The sequence below is a fragment of the Arthrobacter sp. MYb213 genome (genome assembly GCF_002979915.1).
Lineage (GTDB): Bacteria > Actinomycetota > Actinomycetes > Actinomycetales > Micrococcaceae > Glutamicibacter.
The window spans coordinates 443,536-463,203 of sequence record NZ_PCQA01000003.1 but is presented as its reverse complement, the minus strand read 5'-3'; the positions used below and the strand labels follow the sequence as shown (position 1 = coordinate 463,203).

Below are 19,668 nucleotides of genomic sequence, written 5' to 3'. Positions count from 1 at the left end.
GCTAATCCTTTCGGGTCAAGTTGCTCGGATGCTGGGCGGCATCGGCTAATGGTTCGGCGGTGTTGGCAGGAATGAAGAACACCACCAGGATGGTCAGAATGCAGGTGGCGATCAGCACCCCTACTACCGTGAGAAAGCCGGTCATCGAGACGAAACTGCTCTCCCCGGCAAACACCGGTGAAATTACCAATAACAGACCCATCACAGAGGACGCGACCGCCTGGAATGCAGTTCGGGTCACGGCGTTAATGCCAGTGGCCGTGCTGGTCTGCGCCGGCAAGACGCATTCAACGATGATGGTGGGCATCCCGGAGTAGAGAAATCCGGTGCCAAAGATCACCACGACGAGTCCGCTGATGACGACAGTTAGGTTGGTTGGTGCGGTGCACACGATCACCAACCCGATAATGGTCAGTGCCGACCCGATCATCAGTCCGGTCCGCGCACCGTATTTAGACGAAACTCGGCCAATCAGCGGAGAAATAGTGAAGGCCGCGGCAGCGGTAATGAAACCTAGCAAACCGGTCATAGTTGCGCTTAGCCCAAGGCCTACCGGAAGATCCATCACTGTTCCATCACCCAACGCAACGCTGGAGGGATTGCGGTAAATGGAGACGCTCAGAATGCTCATCGTGCCAATCGGCCCTAAGGCGATCAGCGCCGTAGCCAGCATGCCCAGGGCAAACTTGCGCTGTTTAAACATTCGCACATCGATCATTGGCTCGGAAACTCGTAGTTCCCAGCGCACCCATAAAGCCAACAAGAGCAATCCGCCACCGAGGAATCCGAGGACCGGCACCGCGGTAAAGCCTTGGTCTTTGCTCAGTGTCAAACCATAGAGCACCGCGGCAATGCCCGCGCCAAACATCAGACCACCGTTCCAATCCACACGCCCCGAGGCGGCCAGCGTACTTTGAGGTTCCTTGGCAAGGAATAAATGCACCAGCACGGCTGCCACAACGGCGAAAACCGCAGCGCTGACGAAGATCCAATGCCAACTTGCGTAGTCCAAAAATAGGCCGCCGCCAAGCATTCCGGCAGCACCTGCAATCAGCGCCGAGGTGGATACCACCGCAATACCAGTGCCAATTTTCCCTCGGGGGAAAGTGGTGCGAACCATGCCAATAGCTAGCGGCAACACGGCCCCGGAAACCCCTTGGAGCGCTCTCCCAACCAGTAGTACCCCAAATGTCGGAGCCATAGCACTGATGACCGAGCCCACCGCAGAAATCAACAACACGACCACGAGGATTTTGCGCCTGCCGAATTGGTCACCCAATCGTCCAACAAAGCCTGTGGCCAACGCAGCCACCAGTGAATAGGAAGTCACCACCCAGACCAACTGTGAAAGATCAGATGTGAAAAAGTCCCCCGGTGCATAAAGTAACTGCACGGCCATGGATGTTTCAAAGGCCGCTACCACTTCAGCGATCACCAAAATGGCAAGAACAAAGCCAACTTTTTGTCCAGAGTGCGTTCGCGCTGAAGTTCCGGAGGTCACTTACTGCTCCGCGGCAGGAGTGTATCCGCTAGTTCTTCTAACAGCTGCGTTGCGGTACCCCACATTTGGTCCAGTTCCCGAACCCAGACAAAGAAGCGATGGATGTGATTGTCCTTGTCGGCACCCATGCCGCCATGAAGGTGCTGTGTGGCATGAACCGTACGAAATCCGGCTTCCCTGGCAAACCAAGAAGCACCCAGTGCGGCTTCAGTACCATCGGCGGTCCCGGCATCCAGCTGCCACGCCGCATCAATGGTGCTAAGCCACGTGGTTTGCGTGTCAATGTAGGCATCCGCTGCACGCAGGGCCACACCTTGATTGGTGGACAGCGGACGCCCGAATTGCTCTCGTTCCGAGGTATAAAGCGCCGTGCGGCGCACTGCTTCTTCGCAGGCACCGGCAATGCTGGCCGCGGCGGTCACTACGAGGCGATGGCGCACCCAGCTGGCAACCTCGCCCGGGGCGGCGTGTGCTCCGAGCAGGTCACGGTCTTGGATCTGCACTGCTTTGAAGTTCAGTTCTGCGTGTTGCAGATAGGAGATGCCCTCAAAAGTCTCAATTCCGAGCCCGGCACGTTCCGTCTCAATAATTACCATGTGCTCAACACCCTGGTCGGTGAACTGAACGAGCAGGTGGGTCATCGCCGGAACCATATATCCATATTGGATACGTCCGTGAAGTTGCCAACCATTTTCCGTGCGCTGAGCGTCAATGCGGTGCTGAACTTCGGGAAGCAAAATCCCCACGCGTGCTGTTCCCGAGCCAATTTTTTCAAGTAGCTGCGAATGTCCTTGGAACTGGGCCAGCGCCAGGGCTGCGACAGCAGTGGGAATCAGTGGGATTCGCGCCAAGCTCCGTCCTTGTTCCTTCGCCAGAAGAGCCAATCCGACAGTACCTAATCCTGGCCCAACATCATCTGGCAGCAAGGCTTCAAGGAGCCCTGCTTCAATGAGTTCCGTCCAAAGATTTTCATCAAAGCTTCGTCCTGAACGTTGATTGACCACATTATTTTCATCGTTGGATAAGCTGGAGAAGATCTCACCGGCCAGCTGCACTATGGACTGTTGGGCTTCATCAAGCAAAAATTCCATACTTGGTTCGGTGATGCTGAGCGTGTTCATCGTGACTTCCTTGCCATTCCGAGAGTGGTCCAGGCGACGATTTCACGCTGGATTTCGGCGACTCCGCCGCCAAAGGTGTTAATTTGAGCGCTGAGGTTCATCAGCGCCAATCGCCCTGAGTCGAAGCGCCATGGAGAATCACTGACTCGCAAGGCGCTGGGGCCAACGATTTCTAGCAACGCGCGGTAGACATCAATCACCGTTTCGGTGGCGAAGACCTTTGCGGCAGAGGCAATACCGGGGCTGAGCTCACCGCGTTCCACGGTCTCCACTAGCTGCCAGTTCATCAAGCGCATGGCGCGCAATCTCGCAGTGGACGAGGCTAACAACTGGCGCACCCATGGTTCGTGGGCCAGCGGCGTACCTTCCGCGGTTTTCTGACCCACCACCCAGTCACGCACGTTATCAAGCATGCCTTCACAGATGCCGCTGTAGGCCGCGAGCCCTACACGTTCATGGTTGAGCTGGGTGGTGATCATCTGCCACCCCTTGTTCTCTTCACCCACTATGTTGCTGGCCGGAACGCGTACATTGTCGTAATACGAGGCGGTGGTTGTCACTCCTCCCACGGTGTGAATGGGGGTGGCGGAGTAGCCCGGGTCACTGGTGGGAACGAGTATCAGCGAGATGCCTTTATGTTTGGGTGCTTCGGCATCAGTACGGGCAGCAAGCCAGATCCAGTCAGCGCCATCGCCGCCGGAGGTGAAAACCTTACTGCCGTTGATCACGTACTCGTTGCCCTCGCGAATTGCCCGAGTGCTCAACGATGCCAAGTCGGTGCCGGCCTCGGGTTCGGTATAGCCAATGGAGAAGATGCATTCTCCGGCCAAGATCTTGGGAAGGAAGTAATCTTTCTGTGCTTTGGTTCCGTGAGCGATGAGTGTTGGCCCCACGGTAGTCAGTGTGATCATTGGAATCGGCGCTTCGGCACGGTAAGCCTCATCATAGAAAACGTACTGCGCGTCTGCCCCCCGCCCCTGTCCCCCGTACTCGGTTGGCCAGCCGATTCCTAGCCATCCATCCTTGCCCATCTGGGCCATGATTGATCGCAGAGTCTGCCCACCCCCCTCGCCTTCGGCGCGAAGTTTTTTGCGGATGTCATCGGTCAGAAGCGTCGCGAAGTATGAGCGCAACTCAGCACGAAGCTCGGAAATTTCGGCGGAAGTTTTTAAATGCACAACTTTGCCTTTCGTCTTTGACTAGGCGTTTACCGTTGAACCACGGTAAGTGGGGTCGAGACTATCAGCGGAATCAAAAGTGAACAAGATCACTATTCGAAAGATTTCGACGCCTTTCGAGTCGCAGGCAAGTGTTCCCAATGCCTCAGTTCAGTTAATGAAAATTAACTGAACTATGTGAAATTGGACCTTGCCGATGCGGGCGAAAGTTGGCAGTTTCAAGTATTTTCTCAACAAGAATATTTCTAGAACTAGAATCTGACTTCAGTAATTGCGTCTACAGGCATGTTTCTGCTGTTACAAACACCTGCGAAAGGAACTGGCGAACGAGTCGCACGAAGTAGGCCCCATATTTACTCGGCGCGGTCACAACCCGGAGGTGCCACCCCACAAAAATCTTGCACAAACCAAGAGCAAATGTGACGAAAAATTCTTGAAAAAATCGTTCGATTCACGAGAATAAATGGTGACGCGCCACCAACTCACATCATTTGTTGACGCACTCTCACACACGTTCACAGGTCGGTATACCCAATAAACAGGTTTCGGACAGACAACAAAGTGATAGTAAGAAAGTTCCTTACTATCACTTTGCGAACCGGAGACCTGAATTCGGTCAATCACTTGGTTCACTCGCCCTCCCCCGGCTGAAGGCGAGTCCCGACCAAGAAAACCCAGCCAGAAAACAGACATGCCGCGACAGCTGGGAAAAGTTCCCATCCGCCGCGGCATGACTCTGTGCCTAGCTAGTATTACTCGGTTTCAGTGACCGTATCAGGGGTCTCCGCGCCAGCAACCGGAGTGCCAGCGGCTACCGGAACTGCTGAGGTATCGGGATTTGCATCCACATCCTCAGCCGGCCCAGCAAACTGTGACTGGTACAGGTTGTAGTAGGCGCCCTGAGTAGTTAACAGTTCCTCATGATTGCCCTGCTCCACGATTTTGCCTGACTCCATCACCAAAATGGTGTCGGCATCACGAATCGTGGACAAGCGGTGTGCAATCACGAAGCTAGTTCGGTCACTACGCAACGCCGCCATGGCATGCTGTACCAAAACTTCGGTACGCGTATCCACCGAGCTGGTCGCTTCATCCAAGATCAGCAAAGAAGGGTTAGCCACGAACGCACGGGCAATGGTGATCAGCTGCTTTTCACCGGCCGATACGTTGGTGCCTTCCTCATCAATAATGGTGTCGTAACCATCTGGAAGTGCCCGCACGAAGCGGTCAACGAAGGTCGCCTTCGCGGCCTCGTATACTTCCTCATCCGTGGCGTCGAGCCGGCCGTACCGGATGTTCTCCATGATGGATCCACCAAAGAGCCACGCATCTTGCAACACCATGCCGACCTTGGAGCGCAGGTCTGCGCGGGACAGGTCGGTGATGTTCGCGTTGTCCAACATGATGCGTCCCGAGTTCAACTCGTAGAAACGCATCACCAGGTTCACCAACGTGGTTTTACCCGCGCCGGTAGGACCTACGATGGCCACCGTGTGCCCAGGATCTGCATCAAATGACAGGTCCTCAATCAGTGGCTGCTCCGGGTTATAGGAGAAGCTCACGTTTTCGAAGGACACGTGCCCGTCGGTGCGTGCCGGAAGTTGCTGTTTGGCCTCTTCCGGTTCCTGTTCCTCGGCATCCAACAGTTCAAAGGTACGCTCTGCGGAGGCGACACCGGACTGCAGCATATTCGCTACACCGGCAATCTGCCCCAACGGCTGGGTGAACTCGCGCGAGTACTGGATGAATGCTGTCGCATCACCAAGGCTCATCGTGCCAGAAGCTACACGCAGGCCACCAACGACTGCGATACCCACGTAAGACAGGTAGGACACGAAGTTCATTACCGGCATGATCATGCCAGAGACGAACTGTGCGCCGAAGCTTGCCTTGTAGAGTTCCTCGTTGCGTTCGGTGAAGCGTTCCACCATGTCGTCTTCGCGACCGAAGACCTTCATGAGCTCGTGGCCGGAGAAGGACTCTTCGATCTGCCCGTTGAGCGCACCGGTATTCTTCCACTGCGCGGTGAATAGCTTCTGTGCCTTAGAACCAATGATGCCGGCACCTACTCCGGAGAGTGGCAATGCGATCAAAGCGATCAGCGCCAACTGCCAAGAGACCACAAACATCATGATCACAATGCCGATAACGGTCATAATCGACTGAACCAGCTGGCTCAATGCCTGCTGCAAAGCATTCTGAATGTTGTCTACGTCGTTGGTCACGCGGGAGAGGATGTCTCCGCGCTGACGGGTGTCGAAGTAGTTCAGCGGAAGGCGGTTGATCTTGTCTTCCACATCCTTACGCAGGTTGTAGACGACTCGCATAACCAGTTTGTTCAGCAACCAGCCCGATACCCAGGAGAAGATCGATGCCACGAAGTACATGGCCAGCACCAACAGGATGTACTGCGAGAGCTGAGCAAAATCGATGCCCTGTCCGGGGACAAAATCAACCCGAGAAAGCATGTCAGCCTGGGTGGTTTCCCCGGCATCACGCATTCCCTGAACAATTTGGTCTGCGGTGGTGCCCGGTGGCACCTGCATGTTCTTACCGATCATGCCCGCAAAGATGACGTCCATGGCACGGCCAAGAATTCGCGGCGCAATAACTGAGAGCACCACATACACGGTGATCAGAGCAAAGACAACGCTCATTCCGACCTTGTATGGTCCCATCAGACCGATTAGTCGCTTGGCCGAAGGCCAGAAGTGCTCGGCCTTACGGACCGGAGTTTCCTCCCAGCCACCGGAAGCCGCGGCCACTTCGAACTCGTCTACCTCCGCGAGGGTGGTATCAACTGGGGCTTGCTTGTCGCTGCCTTTTTTCTTCGCTGCCATTTAGGCCACCTCCTCGGCACTGAGCTGGGATGAAACAATTTCTTGATAGGTTTCCGAGGTTTCAAGAAGTTCTTCGTGAGTACCCCGGGCAACAATCACCCCGTGCTCCAACACCAGGATCTGGTCTGCACCGGTAATTGTTGAGACGCGCTGGGCCACAATAATGACCGCCGCGTCCTTGGTTGGTTCATCGAGCGCCGCACGCAACTTAGCATCCGTACTTACGTCCAAGGCGGAGAAAGAGTCATCAAACAGGTAAGTGTTTGGTTTGGCTGCCAGGGCACGAGCAATGCACAGTCGTTGGCGCTGTCCACCGGAAACGTTGGTGCCGCCCTGAGCAATCTTGGAATCCAGCTGGTTCTCACGCTCGGAGACAAAGTCATCTGCTTGCGCGATGCGCAGCGCCTCCCAGAGTTCTTCTTCTGTGGCATCTTTTGCCCCGAAGCGCAGGTTACTGGCCACGGTTCCTGAGAACAGGTAAGGACGTTGCGGAACCGCGGAAATATTCTGCGACAGTTGTTCTCGACCGATATCACGCACCGGGACTCCACCAATAAGGATTTCTCCCTCGGTGGCGTCGTAGAGACGTGGGATCAGATTGAGCAATGTCGTCTTGCCGGCACCGGTTGAACCGATAATTGCCGTGGTTTGCCCCGGCTCGGCCACGAAAGAAACATCCGAAAGTACCGGTGCGTCAGCACCGGGGTAACCGAAGCTGACATTACGGAATTCCACGGTGCCTGGGGTAGGCAAATTGACTGCCACGTTGTGGGTATCTGTCATGCTTGGGTCGCTTTCAAGCACCTCGCCGATACGGTCCGCGGAGACCATCGCGCGCGGAACCATCATGGCCATAAAGGTTCCCATCATGACCGCCATGAGGATCTGGAGCATGTACTGCAGGAAGGCAGTCAATGCTCCGACCTCAACTACTCCGCTATCAACACGGTGTCCACCAAACCACAGCACGGCCGCAGTGGACAGGTGCAAGATCATGGAAATGGCAGGGAACATCAGCACGAACAGGTTACCGACCCTAACGCCGAGCTTAGTGAGCTCCTGGTTGGCGTCGGCGTAGCGTTCGGTCTCGTGCTTTTCGCGGACAAAGGCGCGGACCACGCGGATACCGGTGATCTGCTCACGCAGCACACCGTTGATCCCGTCGATACGTCCTTGCATGTCGCGGAAGAGTGGCATCAACTTGATCACAAGGATGCCAACCACAATAAGCACTAATGGTACGGATACCCAGACGAGCCAGGACAGTCCTGGATCTTCACGGATAGCCATGATCACGCCACCGATAGACATGATCGGTGCGGTAATCATGAAGTTCAGCGCCATCAGCGTAAGCATCTGAACTTGTTGCACGTCATTGGTGCCACGAGTAATCAGTGTGGCAGCGCCAAATTTATTCACGTCTTGAGCGGAGAAGGTAGATACCTTCACAAAAACCGACTGACGAATGTCGCGGCCAATACTCATAGAGGTTTTCGCACCGAAATACACCGCGCCAATGGCGGTGATGATCTGCACGAAAGCTACGACGAGCATGATGCCGCCGGTACGCCAGATATAGCCAATGTCCGCTTCAACCACACCGACATCGATGATTTTTGCGTTCAGGCTTGGAAGATACAGCGTGGCAATGGTGGTGGCCAGCTGCAAGATCACTACGGCAGTTATCCAGCCTGCGTAGGGTTTGCTGTGTCTGAGAATGAGCTTCAGAAGCATGTGATTGGTGTCCTCACTCCATCTACTCCAGAACTCTCCTGCACCTTCGGATTTAGGGCAGGGAGATTCCGAAGCGATTGTCAGTCTAACCCTTGCTACCGACAGTGGAAATCATCCTTGCGATTGATTTTTACCAATCATTAATTTTTTCCGAACTGGCGGTAAATTTTTGCCTCAACGGCCGCTTCTTGGAAGCCAGATCTGCAACGAAAATCTCACCCTAGCCATGGTCACTCAAAAACCATACAATGGAAAGAAATTACCGCTATACGAAAGTAGGAATGATGGCTGACAGCAGCACGGCACTCACCGTGGGACAACCAGCTCCAGAATTTACCTTGCGAGATGCACAATCCAACCCGGTGTCGCTTTCGGACTACGCGGGCAAAAACGTTATCGTGTATTTTTACCCGAAAGCAGCCACCCCAGGATGCACCACCGAAGCCTGCGACTTCCGAGACAATCTGAACTCACTCCAAAGCTCTGGCTACTCGGTGCTAGGCATCTCTCCGGATGAGCCGGCAGAAATTGCGCAGTTCGCTGCCGATGAATCGCTGAACTTCCCACTACTATCTGATCCAGACAATCAGGTCGCCAAGGCCTACGGATCCTACGGAGAGAAGAGCTTTGGCGAAAAGACTTTTGTCGGCACACTGCGCTCCACCGTGGTGGTTTCTCCGGAACAAAAGATTGCCCTCGCCGAATACTCCGTGGACGCTAGCGGTCACGTTTCACGACTGCGTGAGAAGCTCGGAATCTAGTCCGGCGCCTTTCCGCGGCTGGCACCAAGCACAGAGCTCTAGGCCAAGCTAGGGTGCACAGCATGCCCTGCACCCGAGTGACAGCCTAGACGCGGGTAACGTATCGTTCAATTATGAGCGATCACCTCTTACGCAGGACCGCAACCGACGAAGCCACTCTGTCGGGACTGCCCGGTGTGTTTCTGTCGCATCGCTGGGTTGCGCTAACTTATCGAATCGTTGCGTTAATTATTGTCGGAATGGGGATTATACGAATCTCCAAGGTCTTTAGCGCCGAACCGGTGTGGAACAGTTTCCTGTTCTACACCGTGCAAAGCAACCTGCTGTGCCTGATCTGGCTCATGATCTTGATTAGCCGCACGCTTCGAGATCTCCGCCAGGCAGGTCCGCGAGGCGCGTCGGTGCCTTCGACGCGCTGGGCCGCGGCGGTGACGATGTCCATTACGGTGACCTTGCTGATCTACGTATTGGTGCTTGCGCCGTCCGACTTCGTGCAGTCCGGGGATTACGTGCCATTTTCCTTGACCGATACCCTGGTCCACGTGGTAACTCCGGCCCTGCTCATTCTTGACTGGCTATTCTTCGTCCCCAAGGGGACATTGCGGCCACGTGACCCGGCACTGTGGCTACTGATTCCGCTGGTCTACGTGATCTTTGCTCTGGTGGCAGGAGGACTCGGGGCCGAGTTTTTCCCCGCCGTTCATTATCCGTACCCATTCATGGATGTCTCGCAGCATGGTTATCCTAGAGTCATCGTCAATGCCCTTTTCATGGGGGTAGCGTTACTTATCGTGGGCTACCTGCTGTTGCTCATTGACCGACTTCTGGCAAGAATTCCGCTCCGGAATTCCTGAACTGGCCAAAGCGATCCATCCATGTGTAATTGAGTATTTCCCGCAGCACCCGCACACTGTGGCCCCGATTTCGCGTGGTCACGTGACCAAGCGCCGTAGGCCGCCGGATACAACTGCTTTTCCGACGGCCTACGAGGTCGGGCTCACTAGGAATCTAGCGGCCGGCGACCTTCACCAGTTTGTGGTTGATGAATTCATCCATGCCGTACTTGCCCAGTTCACGTCCGATACCCGAACGCTTCACGCCGCCAAATGGCAGCTCTGGGAACGAGGCCGAAGGCTCATTAATGGCCACCATGCCCGCCTGTAAACGTACGGAAACCCGCTCGGCGCGCTCCAGATCCTTCGTATGGATCGAAGCTCCCAATCCATAATCGGTGTTGTTAGCCAACGCAACCGCTTCTTCTTCGCCTTCGACCTTGTACAGCACGGCAACTGGTCCAAAGAGCTCTTCTTTGAATGCCCGCATCTCCTCGGTCACCCCGGCAAGGACTGTTGGCTCGTAGAAAGCACCATTCCCGTCAATCGATTTGCCACCCGTTAGAACGGTTGCACCCTTATCGATGGCGTCCTGTACCTGAGCTGCCAATCCATCACGAGCCGCAGCCGAGGAAAGTGGGCCTAGGAAGTTTTCACCCTGCGTCGGGTCTCCAACTTTGATTCCAGCGACCTGCTCGGTGAATGCCTGCGAGAATTCCTCGTATACCGAGGCATCGACGATGAAACGCTTAGCGGCATTACATGCCTGACCGGTATTGCCAAAGCGGGCGCGCATACCCAGCTTGGCACTTCTTGCTACATCAGCGTCGTCAAAGACCACGAATGGATCCGAGCCACCAAGCTCGAGCACAACCTTCTTCAGGTTGCGGCCGGCAATCTCGGCTACCGCGGCGCCGGCACGTTCGGAACCGGTCAGCGAAACACCCTGCACTCGGCGGTCTGCAATAACGTCCGCAACCTGCTCGTTGGTGGCGAAGATATTTACGTAGGCTCCTGCCGGAGCACCAGCCTCACGGAAAATTTCCTCGATAGCTAATGCGGATTCAGGGCACTGCGGGGCGTGCTTGAGCAGTACAGTGTTGCCGTTCATGAGGTTAGGACCAGCAAAACGGGCTACCTGGTAGTACGGGAAGTTCCACGGCATGATGCCCAAAATGGCACCCACCGCTTGCTTGCGTACCAAGGCCTTGCCACCCGAGGCGATCTCTAGCTCTTCGTCTGCCAAGAACTTTGGACCGTTCTTCGCGTAGTAGCGGTAGATTGCCACGACGATTCCAATTTCGCCCTGCGCCTGCTTGACCGGCTTACCCATTTCACGGGTAATGATTGCTGCTAGTTCTTCGGCGCGTGCCTCGTAAATGTCAGCAACACGTTCAAGCAGGGCCACACGCTCATCTAGCTCGGATACCGACCAGCTGGTGTAAGCCTCATGTGCCGAGGAGATGGCGGATTGGATCTGCTCATCGGTGGCGGTTGGGTAGGTAGCTTCCACTACACCGGTGGCAGGGTTGGTAACCGCGTACATGCTCATGTTGCTCCTTGAAGATTCATTGATTGACTGTGTTTAGCCCAGTCTGCCAGCTATCCCCCACCGGCAGGCAAGGATATCGCGTGAGAAGTCAGGGAATCCGCGCATTCTTCACAGCTGGCTTAAATTCTGGGGTGACGTCCACCCACGATGGAGGCACCATTGCCCATAACGAATTCCCTCAAGATTATGAGTAATTGAGTTATTCATAATTCTGCAGACTTGGGATAGAAGACAATCCATGACAGTTGATCACGAGTTTCCACCCTCGTGCTCAGCCCAGTATGTTCGTAGTAAGGCAAGAAAATCACTTGATCAACAAGGACTAAACATGACTGCACAGCCAATCCCGCTCAATGTCGGCGATAGCGCACCAGAGTTTTCACTACGCAACGCACAGGGCGAAACGATTTCGCTCAGCGATTACCGTGGAAAGAATGTTGTGGTGTACTTCTACCCGAAAGCTGCCACCCCTGGATGCACCATCGAGGCCTGCGATTTCCGTGACAACCTGAATTCGCTCAAGAGCGCGGGTTACATTGTTCTTGGAATTTCTCCTGACGAGCCAGAAGCCTTAGCTCAGTTCGCAGCCGATGAATCGCTGACCTTTGATCTGCTCTCCGATACCGATTACGCCGTGGCCACCGCGTACGGCTCCTACGGAGAACGCACCAAGAACGGAAACACCTTCACCGGTACCCTGCGTTCCACCGCGATAGTTGATCCAGAAGGCAAGATCAGCCATGTGGAATACGGCGTGGAAGCGCGCGGTCACGTAACTCGCCTGCGCGAGACCCTGGGTGTCTAAGGTTTAGCAGACCGCTAGTCGAAGAATATGAATGAGTAAAGGCAGGCCGCGTCCAGTACTGGACGCGGCCTGCCCTTGCTCAAGGCTTAGTCGGTACGCCCTGCCTCGGTACAGATGCACAGGCGGTTTCCTTGTGGATCCGTGGCCACGGTAAATGACGGCGCATCAGCATAGTTCAACCGTGCACCGGCCTCTTTCAAACCATCGAGAATATCCACGTGGTGCGAGTGGGGCACCGAGATGTCCAGATGGAAACGATTGTCGCTTGGAGTCTCGGTCTTCTGGAACCAAATGGCAGGCCCACGCCCATAAGGATCCGTCAGGCTACCATCGGCTTGTTCCTTGTAACCTAGGGCTGCGCGCCAGGTGTCGGCAATCTGATCCCGGTCATCGGTATCAATGGCTATTTCCACCGTGCGGGTCAGGTTCAGGTTTGCTTGGGCACCATGTTCTTGTGCCAGATCAGAGATTTTCCCGGCCAGCTGAGTATCTCGAAGCGACACTCCCCCGACATCATGGGACACCAGCGTCACAAACAAGGTGTCGTACCGCCAGTCCACATCCGGGTGATGGTTGGCTTCCTGCGCTAGCGCACCAATTTCTGCAAAGAGTTCCAAGGCTACGGCTGAGGAAGAACATTTGAAGGCGGTGCGTAGCGATCCGAGCACGTAGCGCCAGTGTGACAAGTGGGTCATCTGACTTTCACGGTCAGCTTGCTTCAGAACTTCTTTCTCAGTCATGGAATTTCGCCCCTTGTGCGTCCGATGTTTCGCTGGCGTAGGCGAAGAGGATTATGCCTCGCCCTACGCACAGTGTCTCACCATGGCGGAGAGCTTTGAAGAGCTATCAGGAGATTAATCGATGAAGCCCCCCACGTACGCAAAACTGCTCCAAAGGAGCGACTGGCGCTAAAGTCGGATAGGTCTACCCCACGATTCGTCCTAACTCAAAGCATTCCCGAGGTCCATGAAAACTAGCTCGCCACGATTTGAAGTTCCAGTCCTCCTCGGAACCCAAACCCTGTTCAATATCGGCTTCTACGCCGTGGTGCCTTTTCTTGCGATTGTCCTGACCAACGATTTCCTCTTGGCTGGAACCGCAGTAGGTCTCATTCTGGGAATCAGAACCTTCGCTCAGCAAGGTTTGTTCCTTGCCGGCGGAATCCTTGCAGACCGTTTCGGCGCTCGGAGCGTCATTCTCATTGGTTGTGCGGTACGTGCGGCAGGGTTCATCACGCTCTCCGCATCCTTGTGGACCGGCACCCCGACGCTCTGGATGTTTATCCTTGGAACGTTGCTCACGGGTTTTGGCGGAGCACTCTTTTCCCCAGGCTTGAACATCCTGGTGGCAGCAGCACAAGTTGCCCGCGAGAACAACGAACATTCCAAAGCCAAACAGTCCACACTCTTCGCATGGTTGAGCATTACCGGAGAAATTGGTGCGGTCACCGGCCCGCTGGTTGGCGCTGCACTTTGGGGCTGGGGTTTCGCCACCGTTGCAGGTTTTGGGGCTGGGTTCTTTGTGCTCATTGGTGTGTTTCTGGCAGTTGCTTTGCGACGGCCCAACTCTGCGGAAACTTCTACGGGACGGACAAGCGATGTCTCCAAACAAGAAGTTCGGCCTGGTGGCTTGCGCAGGTGTCTAACTGACCGTCGCTTTGTCGCCTTTTGCGGGTTGCACGCTTCAGATCTACTGGCCTACAACCAGCTCTACTTAGCTATCCCCTTGGAGTTGGAACGTCTGGGACTTCCGACCCAATGGGTAGGGCTGATCTTTGCGTGGATCTCCGTTTTGACGCTGACCCTGCAGCTGCCGCTCGCGCGGCTTGCCGGACGTATCGGAGCAGCGGCAACCTTGCGGTTCGGATACCTGTGTAGCGCGCTGGGCTTCGGGGCACTTGCCTTCGTCCCGGACTTAGCCTTTGGAAATGACACCGGTCCGGCTCGTATCTTCTGCGCGGTAACTCTGCTGACATTGGGACATATGAGCGTGCACCCCACTGCGTTATCGCTCGTTCCCAAGTTTGCCGGCGGACGCCCCACGGGTTCCTACTTCGGCTTACTTGCCAGCTGCGGAGGACTGGCGGTACTCCTGGGTAATTTGCTCATTGGCTGGCTCTTGACGCAGTCCGGGAATGGAACCTTGCCTGGATTCCTGCCTTGGATGGTCTTGATAGTTCCTTTGCTTCTAGCATCCTGGCTTGCTGCACCGCTCGTCCGGTTCCCGCGGACGTTGACTACACGCATGTGAGCTGAGACATGTTCAGTAAATCACGGGCGAATCTTCCAATTCTCACACCAACTTTGCACTACTCAACTTGCACTCTTGCGCGCCTCATTAAAGTTGCATTTCAGCGGATGTCGCACTGCGTTAAGAAGCCTCAAGGGAAACATTGAATTTAGGATAAGCTAACCAAGGCGCTATCGCATTAGAAGCCATTTCATCACGTAATGCCGAAGGATTTCCATGAACTTTGGACGACTCAGCGCAGCCGCAGGATTTGCGGTCATTGCTCTGGCCCTCACCGCCTGCAGCTCCACCCCCTCCAGCCCAGCCCCTGAGGCAGCTGCGAATCCGGACGCGCGAGCAGTTGTGGCAAACTTCCGTGCTCCAGTTTCCAACTGGGCCCTGGAAAGCGATGACGCCTATGTGCTCTCTATTGCCGGTTGCTTGGAAACTCTGACCAAGTATGACCAGACCACCAAGAAGGTTGAGCCCATGCTCGCCACTTCGTGGAAGCAGGCCTCGGACACCGTATGGGAATTCGACCTGCGCAAGAACGTGAAGTTCCAGGACGGCACCGCTTTTGATGCCAAGGCAGTCGCTGGCTCACTGAACCACGTCCTTAAAGCCACTGCTCCGGCACGTGCAGTAAATCCTAAGACCATCAGCAAGGTTGAAGCAGCAGATGCCGATACCGTGCGCGTGACCACCCCAGCTGCTGATCCGTTGTTGCCTTACCGTATGGCCAGCGTGAACGCCGGGGTCCTTTCCCCTGCCGCATACACCGCCAAGGGTATCGATCCGATGAAACATTGCACCGGCCCCTTTGCCCCGGTGTCAGAAAAAGCCGGCCAGTCCTTAACCTTGGACCGCAATGAGAATTACTGGGACGGTGAGGTTAAGCTGGCTGGCGGCGAAATCCGCTACATCAGCGAAGGCGCCACCCGCGCCACTCAGGTGCAGACCGGCGAAGCGGACATCTCCATGTCCATCCCGGCCACCAGCCTGGCCACGTTGGAAGCCGATGACAAGATCAGCGTGCTGAAAACAGATTCACCACGCACCTCAACCTTGTACCTGAACAACTCGCGCGCACCCTTTGACGACGTCAACCTGCGCAAGGCCGCCACCATGGCCTTGGACCTGCCAGCAATGGCAGCCAGCATCTATGAAGGTGCCGCGCAGCCTGCCACCGGCCCCTTTGCCCCAAGTGAAAGCTGGGCGAACCCGGAGCTTGGTGTTCCACAACTCAACGTTGACGAAGCCAAGAAGCTGGTGGAAGCCTCCGGTTACAAGCAACAGAAGCCATTGGAGATCATTGCGATCACCGAACGTGCCGAGTTCGCCGGAGTCGCTGCCATCATCCAGGAACAGTTCAAACAGATCGGTTTGACCGCCAATGTGGTCACCAAATCCTATGGGGCAGCCGAACCTGATGTCCTGGCGGGCAACTACGACATGATCCTCAGCCAGCGCAACCGCATGATTGATATTGCTGATCCGATTGGCTTCTTGCAGGCCGATTACACCTGTGAGGGTGGCTACAACCTGAGCCACTACTGCAATAAGGACTACGACAAGCTCATCGCTCAGGCCACCACCGAGACCGATGAGACCAAACGCCATGATCTCTACCGTCAGGCCGGCGATATCCTCGCCGCTGACGCGGCCAACGTGTGGCTAGTCAATGAGCAGGCCATCGACGCGGTGGGCAATTCAGTACAGGGCTATGTTCAGGATCCACTGACCCGCTACGTGCTGACCAAGGATCTGGCAAAGACTCAGTAAGTTGTTATCACTGTCCACCTTGCTGCGCAGAGCCCTAGGACTCTGCGCAGCGGTGTTGCTTTCATCCTTCGCGGTGTTCCTGGTCCCCTTTGTTTCCCCCGGGGACCCGGTGCGCTCCCTGTTGCGCGCCCGGATGGACATCGGCGCCGCAGATGAAGCCACCGTACAGGCCTACGCACAGCAGTTCGGTCTGCATGATCCAATGCTGGTGCAGTTTGGCCGTTGGCTCGGAAGGTTTGTCACCGGCGATATGGGCATCTCCCATATCAGTGGCACCCCGGTAGCTGACCAAGTAATGCCAGCAATCGGGGTGACGCTCTCCCTGGCTGGCAGCGCACTGCTGGTGGCTATCGCCGTATCCATAGTTCTTGGCGTCATCTCCGCCACCCGCGCCGGGTCATGGCCAGATAAGCTGATCACCTCGGTGACCCATGCGCTCATCGCCATCCCCGAGTACGCACTGGCACCACTCTTAGTACTGCTATTCGCTGTGCGCTGGTCGCTGCTTCCCTCAGCAGGTTTTGAATCCCCCGCCGCACTGGTGCTTCCGGTATTCGTCTTGGCCTTGCGTCCGATTAGCTTCTTTACCGTCGCAGTGCGCTCAGGTGTACGGCAGGCCTTGGATTCAGAACATGTGCTCGCGGCTCGTGCGCGCGGCTTGAGCAGCACGCAGGCATTGATGCGTCACGTGGTTCCCCACGGGTTGCTTCCCTTGTGGACCATGGTTGGTGTCTGGTTTGCCGGTTTGCTTGGTGGATCAGTGATTGTAGAAGTCATCTTTGCCATTCCCGGAATGGGTCGACTGATCTTTGACGCGATTATTGATGCCGATATCCCGGTAGCCCAAGGCGGCGTAGTGGTGGTTGTGGCCTGTGCCGTGCTAACTACCGGAATCATTGATCTAGTGCATAAGCTCAGCGATCCCAACGTGAGGATTGGTGTCCGACATGGCTAAGAATATATCCAAAAAGATCCTGATTTCTGCACCCGCATTCTTCTTGCTGGCAGTGGTGATCGTGACTATCGCGGCCCCATGGATTTCTCCTTATGATCCTGACTCCCAAGATTTACTGAACCGCCTTCAAGGACCTAGCCTGGCCCATCTTTTGGGGACGGACTCGTTGGGCCGCGACACCTTGAGCCGGGTGTTGCACGGAGGCCAGTTCTCGCTGTCGGTAGCACTGATCACCACCTTGTTCGCCCTACTCGTGGGCACGGTACTGGGACTGCTCAGTGCGGTGCGTGGTGGGTGGCTGGATGAACTCTTCTTACGCGTCAATGATTTGCTGCTCGCCCTGCCAGAAATTGTCATCGCGCTGTTGATCATTGCCGTGATGGGGCCAGGATTCTTCACCATGGTCCTATCCGTAGGCGTGGTCGCGTGGACACCTACCGCCCGGCTGGTGCGCTCAATGGCGGCTCAAGCACTATCGACCCACCACGTGGAAGCCTCAAAACATGTGGGCGCTTCACGGTGGTTTATCTTGCGCCATCATGTGCTGCCTTTTGTCGCCGGACCGGTGCTGGCCCAAGCCGCATTGCGCTTCGGACTATTGCTCGTATTGCTCGGCTCGCTGTCTTACCTAGGCATTGGAGTTCAGCCACCACAGTCTGACTGGGGTTCCATGCTGGCAGAAGCGCAACCTCATGCAATTCGCTCCCCCTGGGGTTTACTTGCGCCGGGCGCCGCAATCTTCCTGGTGAGCTTCTGCGTCACCCTATTGGGTAATCGAATTACCCACGTGTTGGGCGGACAAGATGTTCTTGCTACCGAGACCAAGGCCGGCACCCATGACTAAAGAACTTGAATTCACCGACCTGTCGGTCAGCGCTGGTGAAAAGTCTCTGCTCTTCAAAGCCCGCGGCGCACTGCGAGCTGGCGAATTGGTGGCAGTGGTTGGACGCTCCGGGTCCGGAAAGACGCTGCTCACCAAGGCGATTATTGGCTTACTGCCGCAGCGACTGCACGCCGAAGGGCAGATTCTCTTAGACGGTCAGCGCCTTGATCAGCTCAGCGACAAGGAGTTGGATGCTGTGCGCGGGCGGCGCATCAGCATGCTTTTCCAGCAGCCCAAGCGCGTGATGAACCCGCGCTTGACTGTCCGCGCGCACCTGCTCGAAGCCATGGGTGTCCGTGGGTGGAACAAAGCCCGTAAGCATGAAGAGCAGGTCCTCTCTTTGCTGGAAGAAGTGGGTTTATCCCCTGCCGCTGATATTGCCTCAAAGCGTCCAGATCAGCTCTCCGGAGGTATGGCCCAGCGTGCCATGCTGGCCATTGCTTTGGCCGCTGACCCGGAGTTCATCCTGGCCGATGAGCCAACGTCCTCACTGGATTCAATCCTCAAGTCAGAGGTGTTGCAGCTACTGCGCCGAAAGCAACAAGAACGTGGTGTGGGAGTTCTTTTCATTACCCATGACATTGCCAGCGTGCAGCACATCGCTGACCGCATCGTGGTGGTCAGCGATGGTCAGATTGTTGATCAGTGCCCTACCGCGCAGATCTTTTCCAAGGACCGTCACGCCAAAACGCGGGAGCTCGTGGAAGCTAGCCTGCCCTCGGTACGCGGACCCCGCACAGATAGTTCGGCCTGTTTGCTTGAAGCAGTGGACGCGAGCAAGAACTACACACGCCGGGCCAAAGGTCCAGCCGCATTAAAGCCCACCACACTAAGCATTCACGGCGGGCAAGTATTAGGCGTGGTGGGCCGTTCTGGTTCCGGCAAAAGCACCTTTGCCAGGCTCCTTGCCGGGCTAGAACAGCCAACGACCGGGCAGATTATTGACAGGCAACAAAGCGAGAAGGCAACGCGGGTGCAGGTCATTGCCCAGGAGCCCTACTCATCCTTTGACCCCCGACTTTCTCTGCGCACTTCCGTCAGCGCAGCGGTGCATCGTTTGCCAGAATCTCAGGCAAGCGCGCGCATAGCGCAGGTCATGGTTCAGGTGGGATTGCCCGAAGAACTACTGGACCGCAGACCCGGACAGTGCTCCGGTGGACAACTGCAGCGAGTGGCTATCGCCAGAGCTTTGCTGACCGAGCCACAGGTTTTGATCTGTGATGAATCAACCTCTGCACTGGATTCGGTAGCCCAGCGCCATATCCTTGATCTGTTGCTTCGTTTACGTGACCAGATGGGACTAAGCCTTGTGGTCATTTCCCATGACATGGATGTGATCCGTTATGTCAGTGATGATGTCGCGGTGTTCTTTGAAGGTGAGCTCGTGGAACGCAGGCCGCTGGCTGAATTCTTGACCTCCGCTACCCACCAACACAGTAAGGATCTAGTGGCAGCACTGGACCTCACAGCGGTGACGGCTGCACACGGATAATT

15 protein-coding genes are annotated in these 19,668 nt (G+C 55.9%); 8 read left to right on the top strand and 7 right to left on the bottom strand.

All coding sequences use genetic code 11. The annotated features are described in order from the left end of the window. Window position 1 precedes the first annotated feature (1 nt). The 5 genes from CQ011_RS09605 to CQ011_RS09585 all read right to left on the bottom strand — a co-directional run bounded on the left by CQ011_RS09605 (window position 2) and on the right by CQ011_RS09585 (window position 8,374). Complete coding sequence (locus CQ011_RS09605; RefSeq protein WP_105677378.1) at window positions 2-1,501, bottom strand: MFS transporter; 1,500 nt, start codon at window positions 1,499-1,501, stop codon at window positions 2-4. Continuing rightward, window positions 1,498-2,622 (bottom strand): acyl-CoA dehydrogenase family protein, encoded by a 1,125-nt coding sequence (locus CQ011_RS09600; protein ID WP_105677374.1) that lies wholly within the window; start codon window positions 2,620-2,622, stop codon window positions 1,498-1,500. The genes CQ011_RS09605 and CQ011_RS09600 overlap by 4 nt, the downstream gene beginning before the upstream one ends. Then, entirely contained in the window at window positions 2,619-3,800 is a 1,182-nt protein-coding gene (locus CQ011_RS09595) for an acyl-CoA dehydrogenase family protein (RefSeq protein WP_105677369.1), read from the bottom strand. The genes CQ011_RS09600 and CQ011_RS09595 overlap by 4 nt, the downstream gene beginning before the upstream one ends. Window positions 3,801-4,552: 752 nt before the next feature. Then, window positions 4,553-6,640, bottom strand: coding sequence for an ABC transporter ATP-binding protein (locus CQ011_RS09590; protein ID WP_105677364.1), 2,088 nt, complete (start codon window positions 6,638-6,640; stop codon window positions 4,553-4,555). Further along, complete coding sequence (locus CQ011_RS09585; RefSeq protein ID WP_105677359.1) at window positions 6,641-8,374, bottom strand: ABC transporter ATP-binding protein; 1,734 nt, start codon at window positions 8,372-8,374, stop codon at window positions 6,641-6,643. A 281-nt stretch (window positions 8,375-8,655) separates the two neighbouring features. Here CQ011_RS09585 and bcp (CQ011_RS09580) point away from each other — a divergent pair, with 281 nt between their 5' ends. After that, window positions 8,656-9,135 carry a thioredoxin-dependent thiol peroxidase gene (gene bcp / locus CQ011_RS09580; protein ID WP_502692881.1) on the top strand — a complete coding sequence of 160 codons (480 nt, stop codon included), beginning with the start codon at window positions 8,656-8,658 and terminating at the stop codon, window positions 9,133-9,135. Between the two features lie 113 nt (window positions 9,136-9,248). After that, window positions 9,249-9,989, top strand: a complete 741-nt coding sequence (locus CQ011_RS09575; protein WP_105677353.1) for a Pr6Pr family membrane protein — start codon at window positions 9,249-9,251, stop codon at window positions 9,987-9,989. 154 nt (window positions 9,990-10,143) lie between these two features. Here CQ011_RS09575 and CQ011_RS09570 read toward each other — a convergent pair whose 3' ends face one another. Beyond that, window positions 10,144-11,520, bottom strand: a complete 1,377-nt coding sequence (locus tag CQ011_RS09570) for an NAD-dependent succinate-semialdehyde dehydrogenase (protein ID WP_105677349.1) — start codon at window positions 11,518-11,520, stop codon at window positions 10,144-10,146. Window positions 11,521-11,848: 328 nt separating this feature from the next. On the opposite strand from CQ011_RS09570, the gene bcp (CQ011_RS09565) reads away from it, so the two are divergent. Next, the gene (gene bcp, locus CQ011_RS09565; RefSeq protein WP_105677345.1) at window positions 11,849-12,325 is read left to right on the top strand and encodes a thioredoxin-dependent thiol peroxidase; all 477 of its coding nucleotides are present in this window, start codon (window positions 11,849-11,851) and stop codon (window positions 12,323-12,325) included. Window positions 12,326-12,411: 86 nt separating this feature from the next. Here the strand turns inward: bcp (CQ011_RS09565) and CQ011_RS09560 are convergent, their stop codons facing one another. Beyond that, window positions 12,412-13,065: a 4a-hydroxytetrahydrobiopterin dehydratase gene (locus tag CQ011_RS09560; protein WP_105677342.1), complete on the bottom strand. Its 654-nt coding sequence runs from the start codon at window positions 13,063-13,065 to the stop codon at window positions 12,412-12,414. A 226-nt stretch (window positions 13,066-13,291) separates the two neighbouring features. On the opposite strand from CQ011_RS09560, the gene CQ011_RS09555 reads away from it, so the two are divergent. The 5 genes from CQ011_RS09555 (at window position 13,292) to CQ011_RS09535 (ending at window position 19,666) form a co-directional block, all read left to right on the top strand. After that, the gene (locus CQ011_RS09555; protein ID WP_105677337.1) at window positions 13,292-14,575 is read left to right on the top strand and encodes an MFS transporter; all 1,284 of its coding nucleotides are present in this window, start codon (window positions 13,292-13,294) and stop codon (window positions 14,573-14,575) included. Window positions 14,576-14,791: 216 nt separating this feature from the next. Further along, complete coding sequence (locus CQ011_RS09550; RefSeq protein ID WP_105677333.1) at window positions 14,792-16,336, top strand: ABC transporter substrate-binding protein; 1,545 nt, start codon at window positions 14,792-14,794, stop codon at window positions 16,334-16,336. A gap of 1 nt (window position 16,337) precedes the next feature. After that, complete coding sequence (locus CQ011_RS09545; RefSeq protein ID WP_105677327.1) at window positions 16,338-17,291, top strand: ABC transporter permease; 954 nt, start codon at window positions 16,338-16,340, stop codon at window positions 17,289-17,291. Beyond that, on the top strand, window positions 17,284-18,135 hold the full coding sequence (locus tag CQ011_RS09540) for an ABC transporter permease (protein WP_286161148.1): 852 nt from the start codon (window positions 17,284-17,286) through the stop codon (window positions 18,133-18,135). Before CQ011_RS09545 ends, CQ011_RS09540 begins: the two co-directional genes overlap by 8 nt. Continuing rightward, window positions 18,128-19,666 carry an ABC transporter ATP-binding protein gene (locus CQ011_RS09535; RefSeq protein WP_181148061.1) on the top strand — a complete coding sequence of 513 codons (1,539 nt, stop codon included), beginning with the start codon at window positions 18,128-18,130 and terminating at the stop codon, window positions 19,664-19,666. Before CQ011_RS09540 ends, CQ011_RS09535 begins: the two co-directional genes overlap by 8 nt. Window positions 19,667-19,668: the final 2 nt, after the last annotated feature.

What these genes read in the sequence shown, in the direction of transcription:
- CQ011_RS09600 (WP_105677374.1), bottom strand. Translation starts at nt 2,622, where the DNA reads ATGAACACGCTCAGCATCACCGAACCAAGTATGGAATTTTTGCTTGAT.
- CQ011_RS09590 (WP_105677364.1), bottom strand. Translation starts at nt 6,640, where the DNA reads ATGGCAGCGAAGAAAAAAGGCAGCGACAAGCAAGCCCCAGTTGATACC.
- CQ011_RS09585 (WP_105677359.1), bottom strand. Translation starts at nt 8,374, where the DNA reads ATGCTTCTGAAGCTCATTCTCAGACACAGCAAACCCTACGCAGGCTGG.
- bcp (WP_502692881.1), top strand. Translation starts at nt 8,656, where the DNA reads ATGATGGCTGACAGCAGCACGGCACTCACCGTGGGACAACCAGCTCCA.
- CQ011_RS09575 (WP_105677353.1), top strand. Translation starts at nt 9,249, where the DNA reads ATGAGCGATCACCTCTTACGCAGGACCGCAACCGACGAAGCCACTCTG.
- CQ011_RS09570 (WP_105677349.1), bottom strand. Translation starts at nt 11,520, where the DNA reads ATGAGCATGTACGCGGTTACCAACCCTGCCACCGGTGTAGTGGAAGCT.
- bcp (WP_105677345.1), top strand. Translation starts at nt 11,849, where the DNA reads ATGACTGCACAGCCAATCCCGCTCAATGTCGGCGATAGCGCACCAGAG.
- CQ011_RS09560 (WP_105677342.1), bottom strand. Translation starts at nt 13,065, where the DNA reads ATGACTGAGAAAGAAGTTCTGAAGCAAGCTGACCGTGAAAGTCAGATG.
- CQ011_RS09555 (WP_105677337.1), top strand. Translation starts at nt 13,292, where the DNA reads ATGAAAACTAGCTCGCCACGATTTGAAGTTCCAGTCCTCCTCGGAACC.
- CQ011_RS09550 (WP_105677333.1), top strand. Translation starts at nt 14,792, where the DNA reads ATGAACTTTGGACGACTCAGCGCAGCCGCAGGATTTGCGGTCATTGCT.
- CQ011_RS09540 (WP_286161148.1), top strand. Translation starts at nt 17,284, where the DNA reads ATGGCTAAGAATATATCCAAAAAGATCCTGATTTCTGCACCCGCATTC.
- CQ011_RS09535 (WP_181148061.1), top strand. Translation starts at nt 18,128, where the DNA reads ATGACTAAAGAACTTGAATTCACCGACCTGTCGGTCAGCGCTGGTGAA.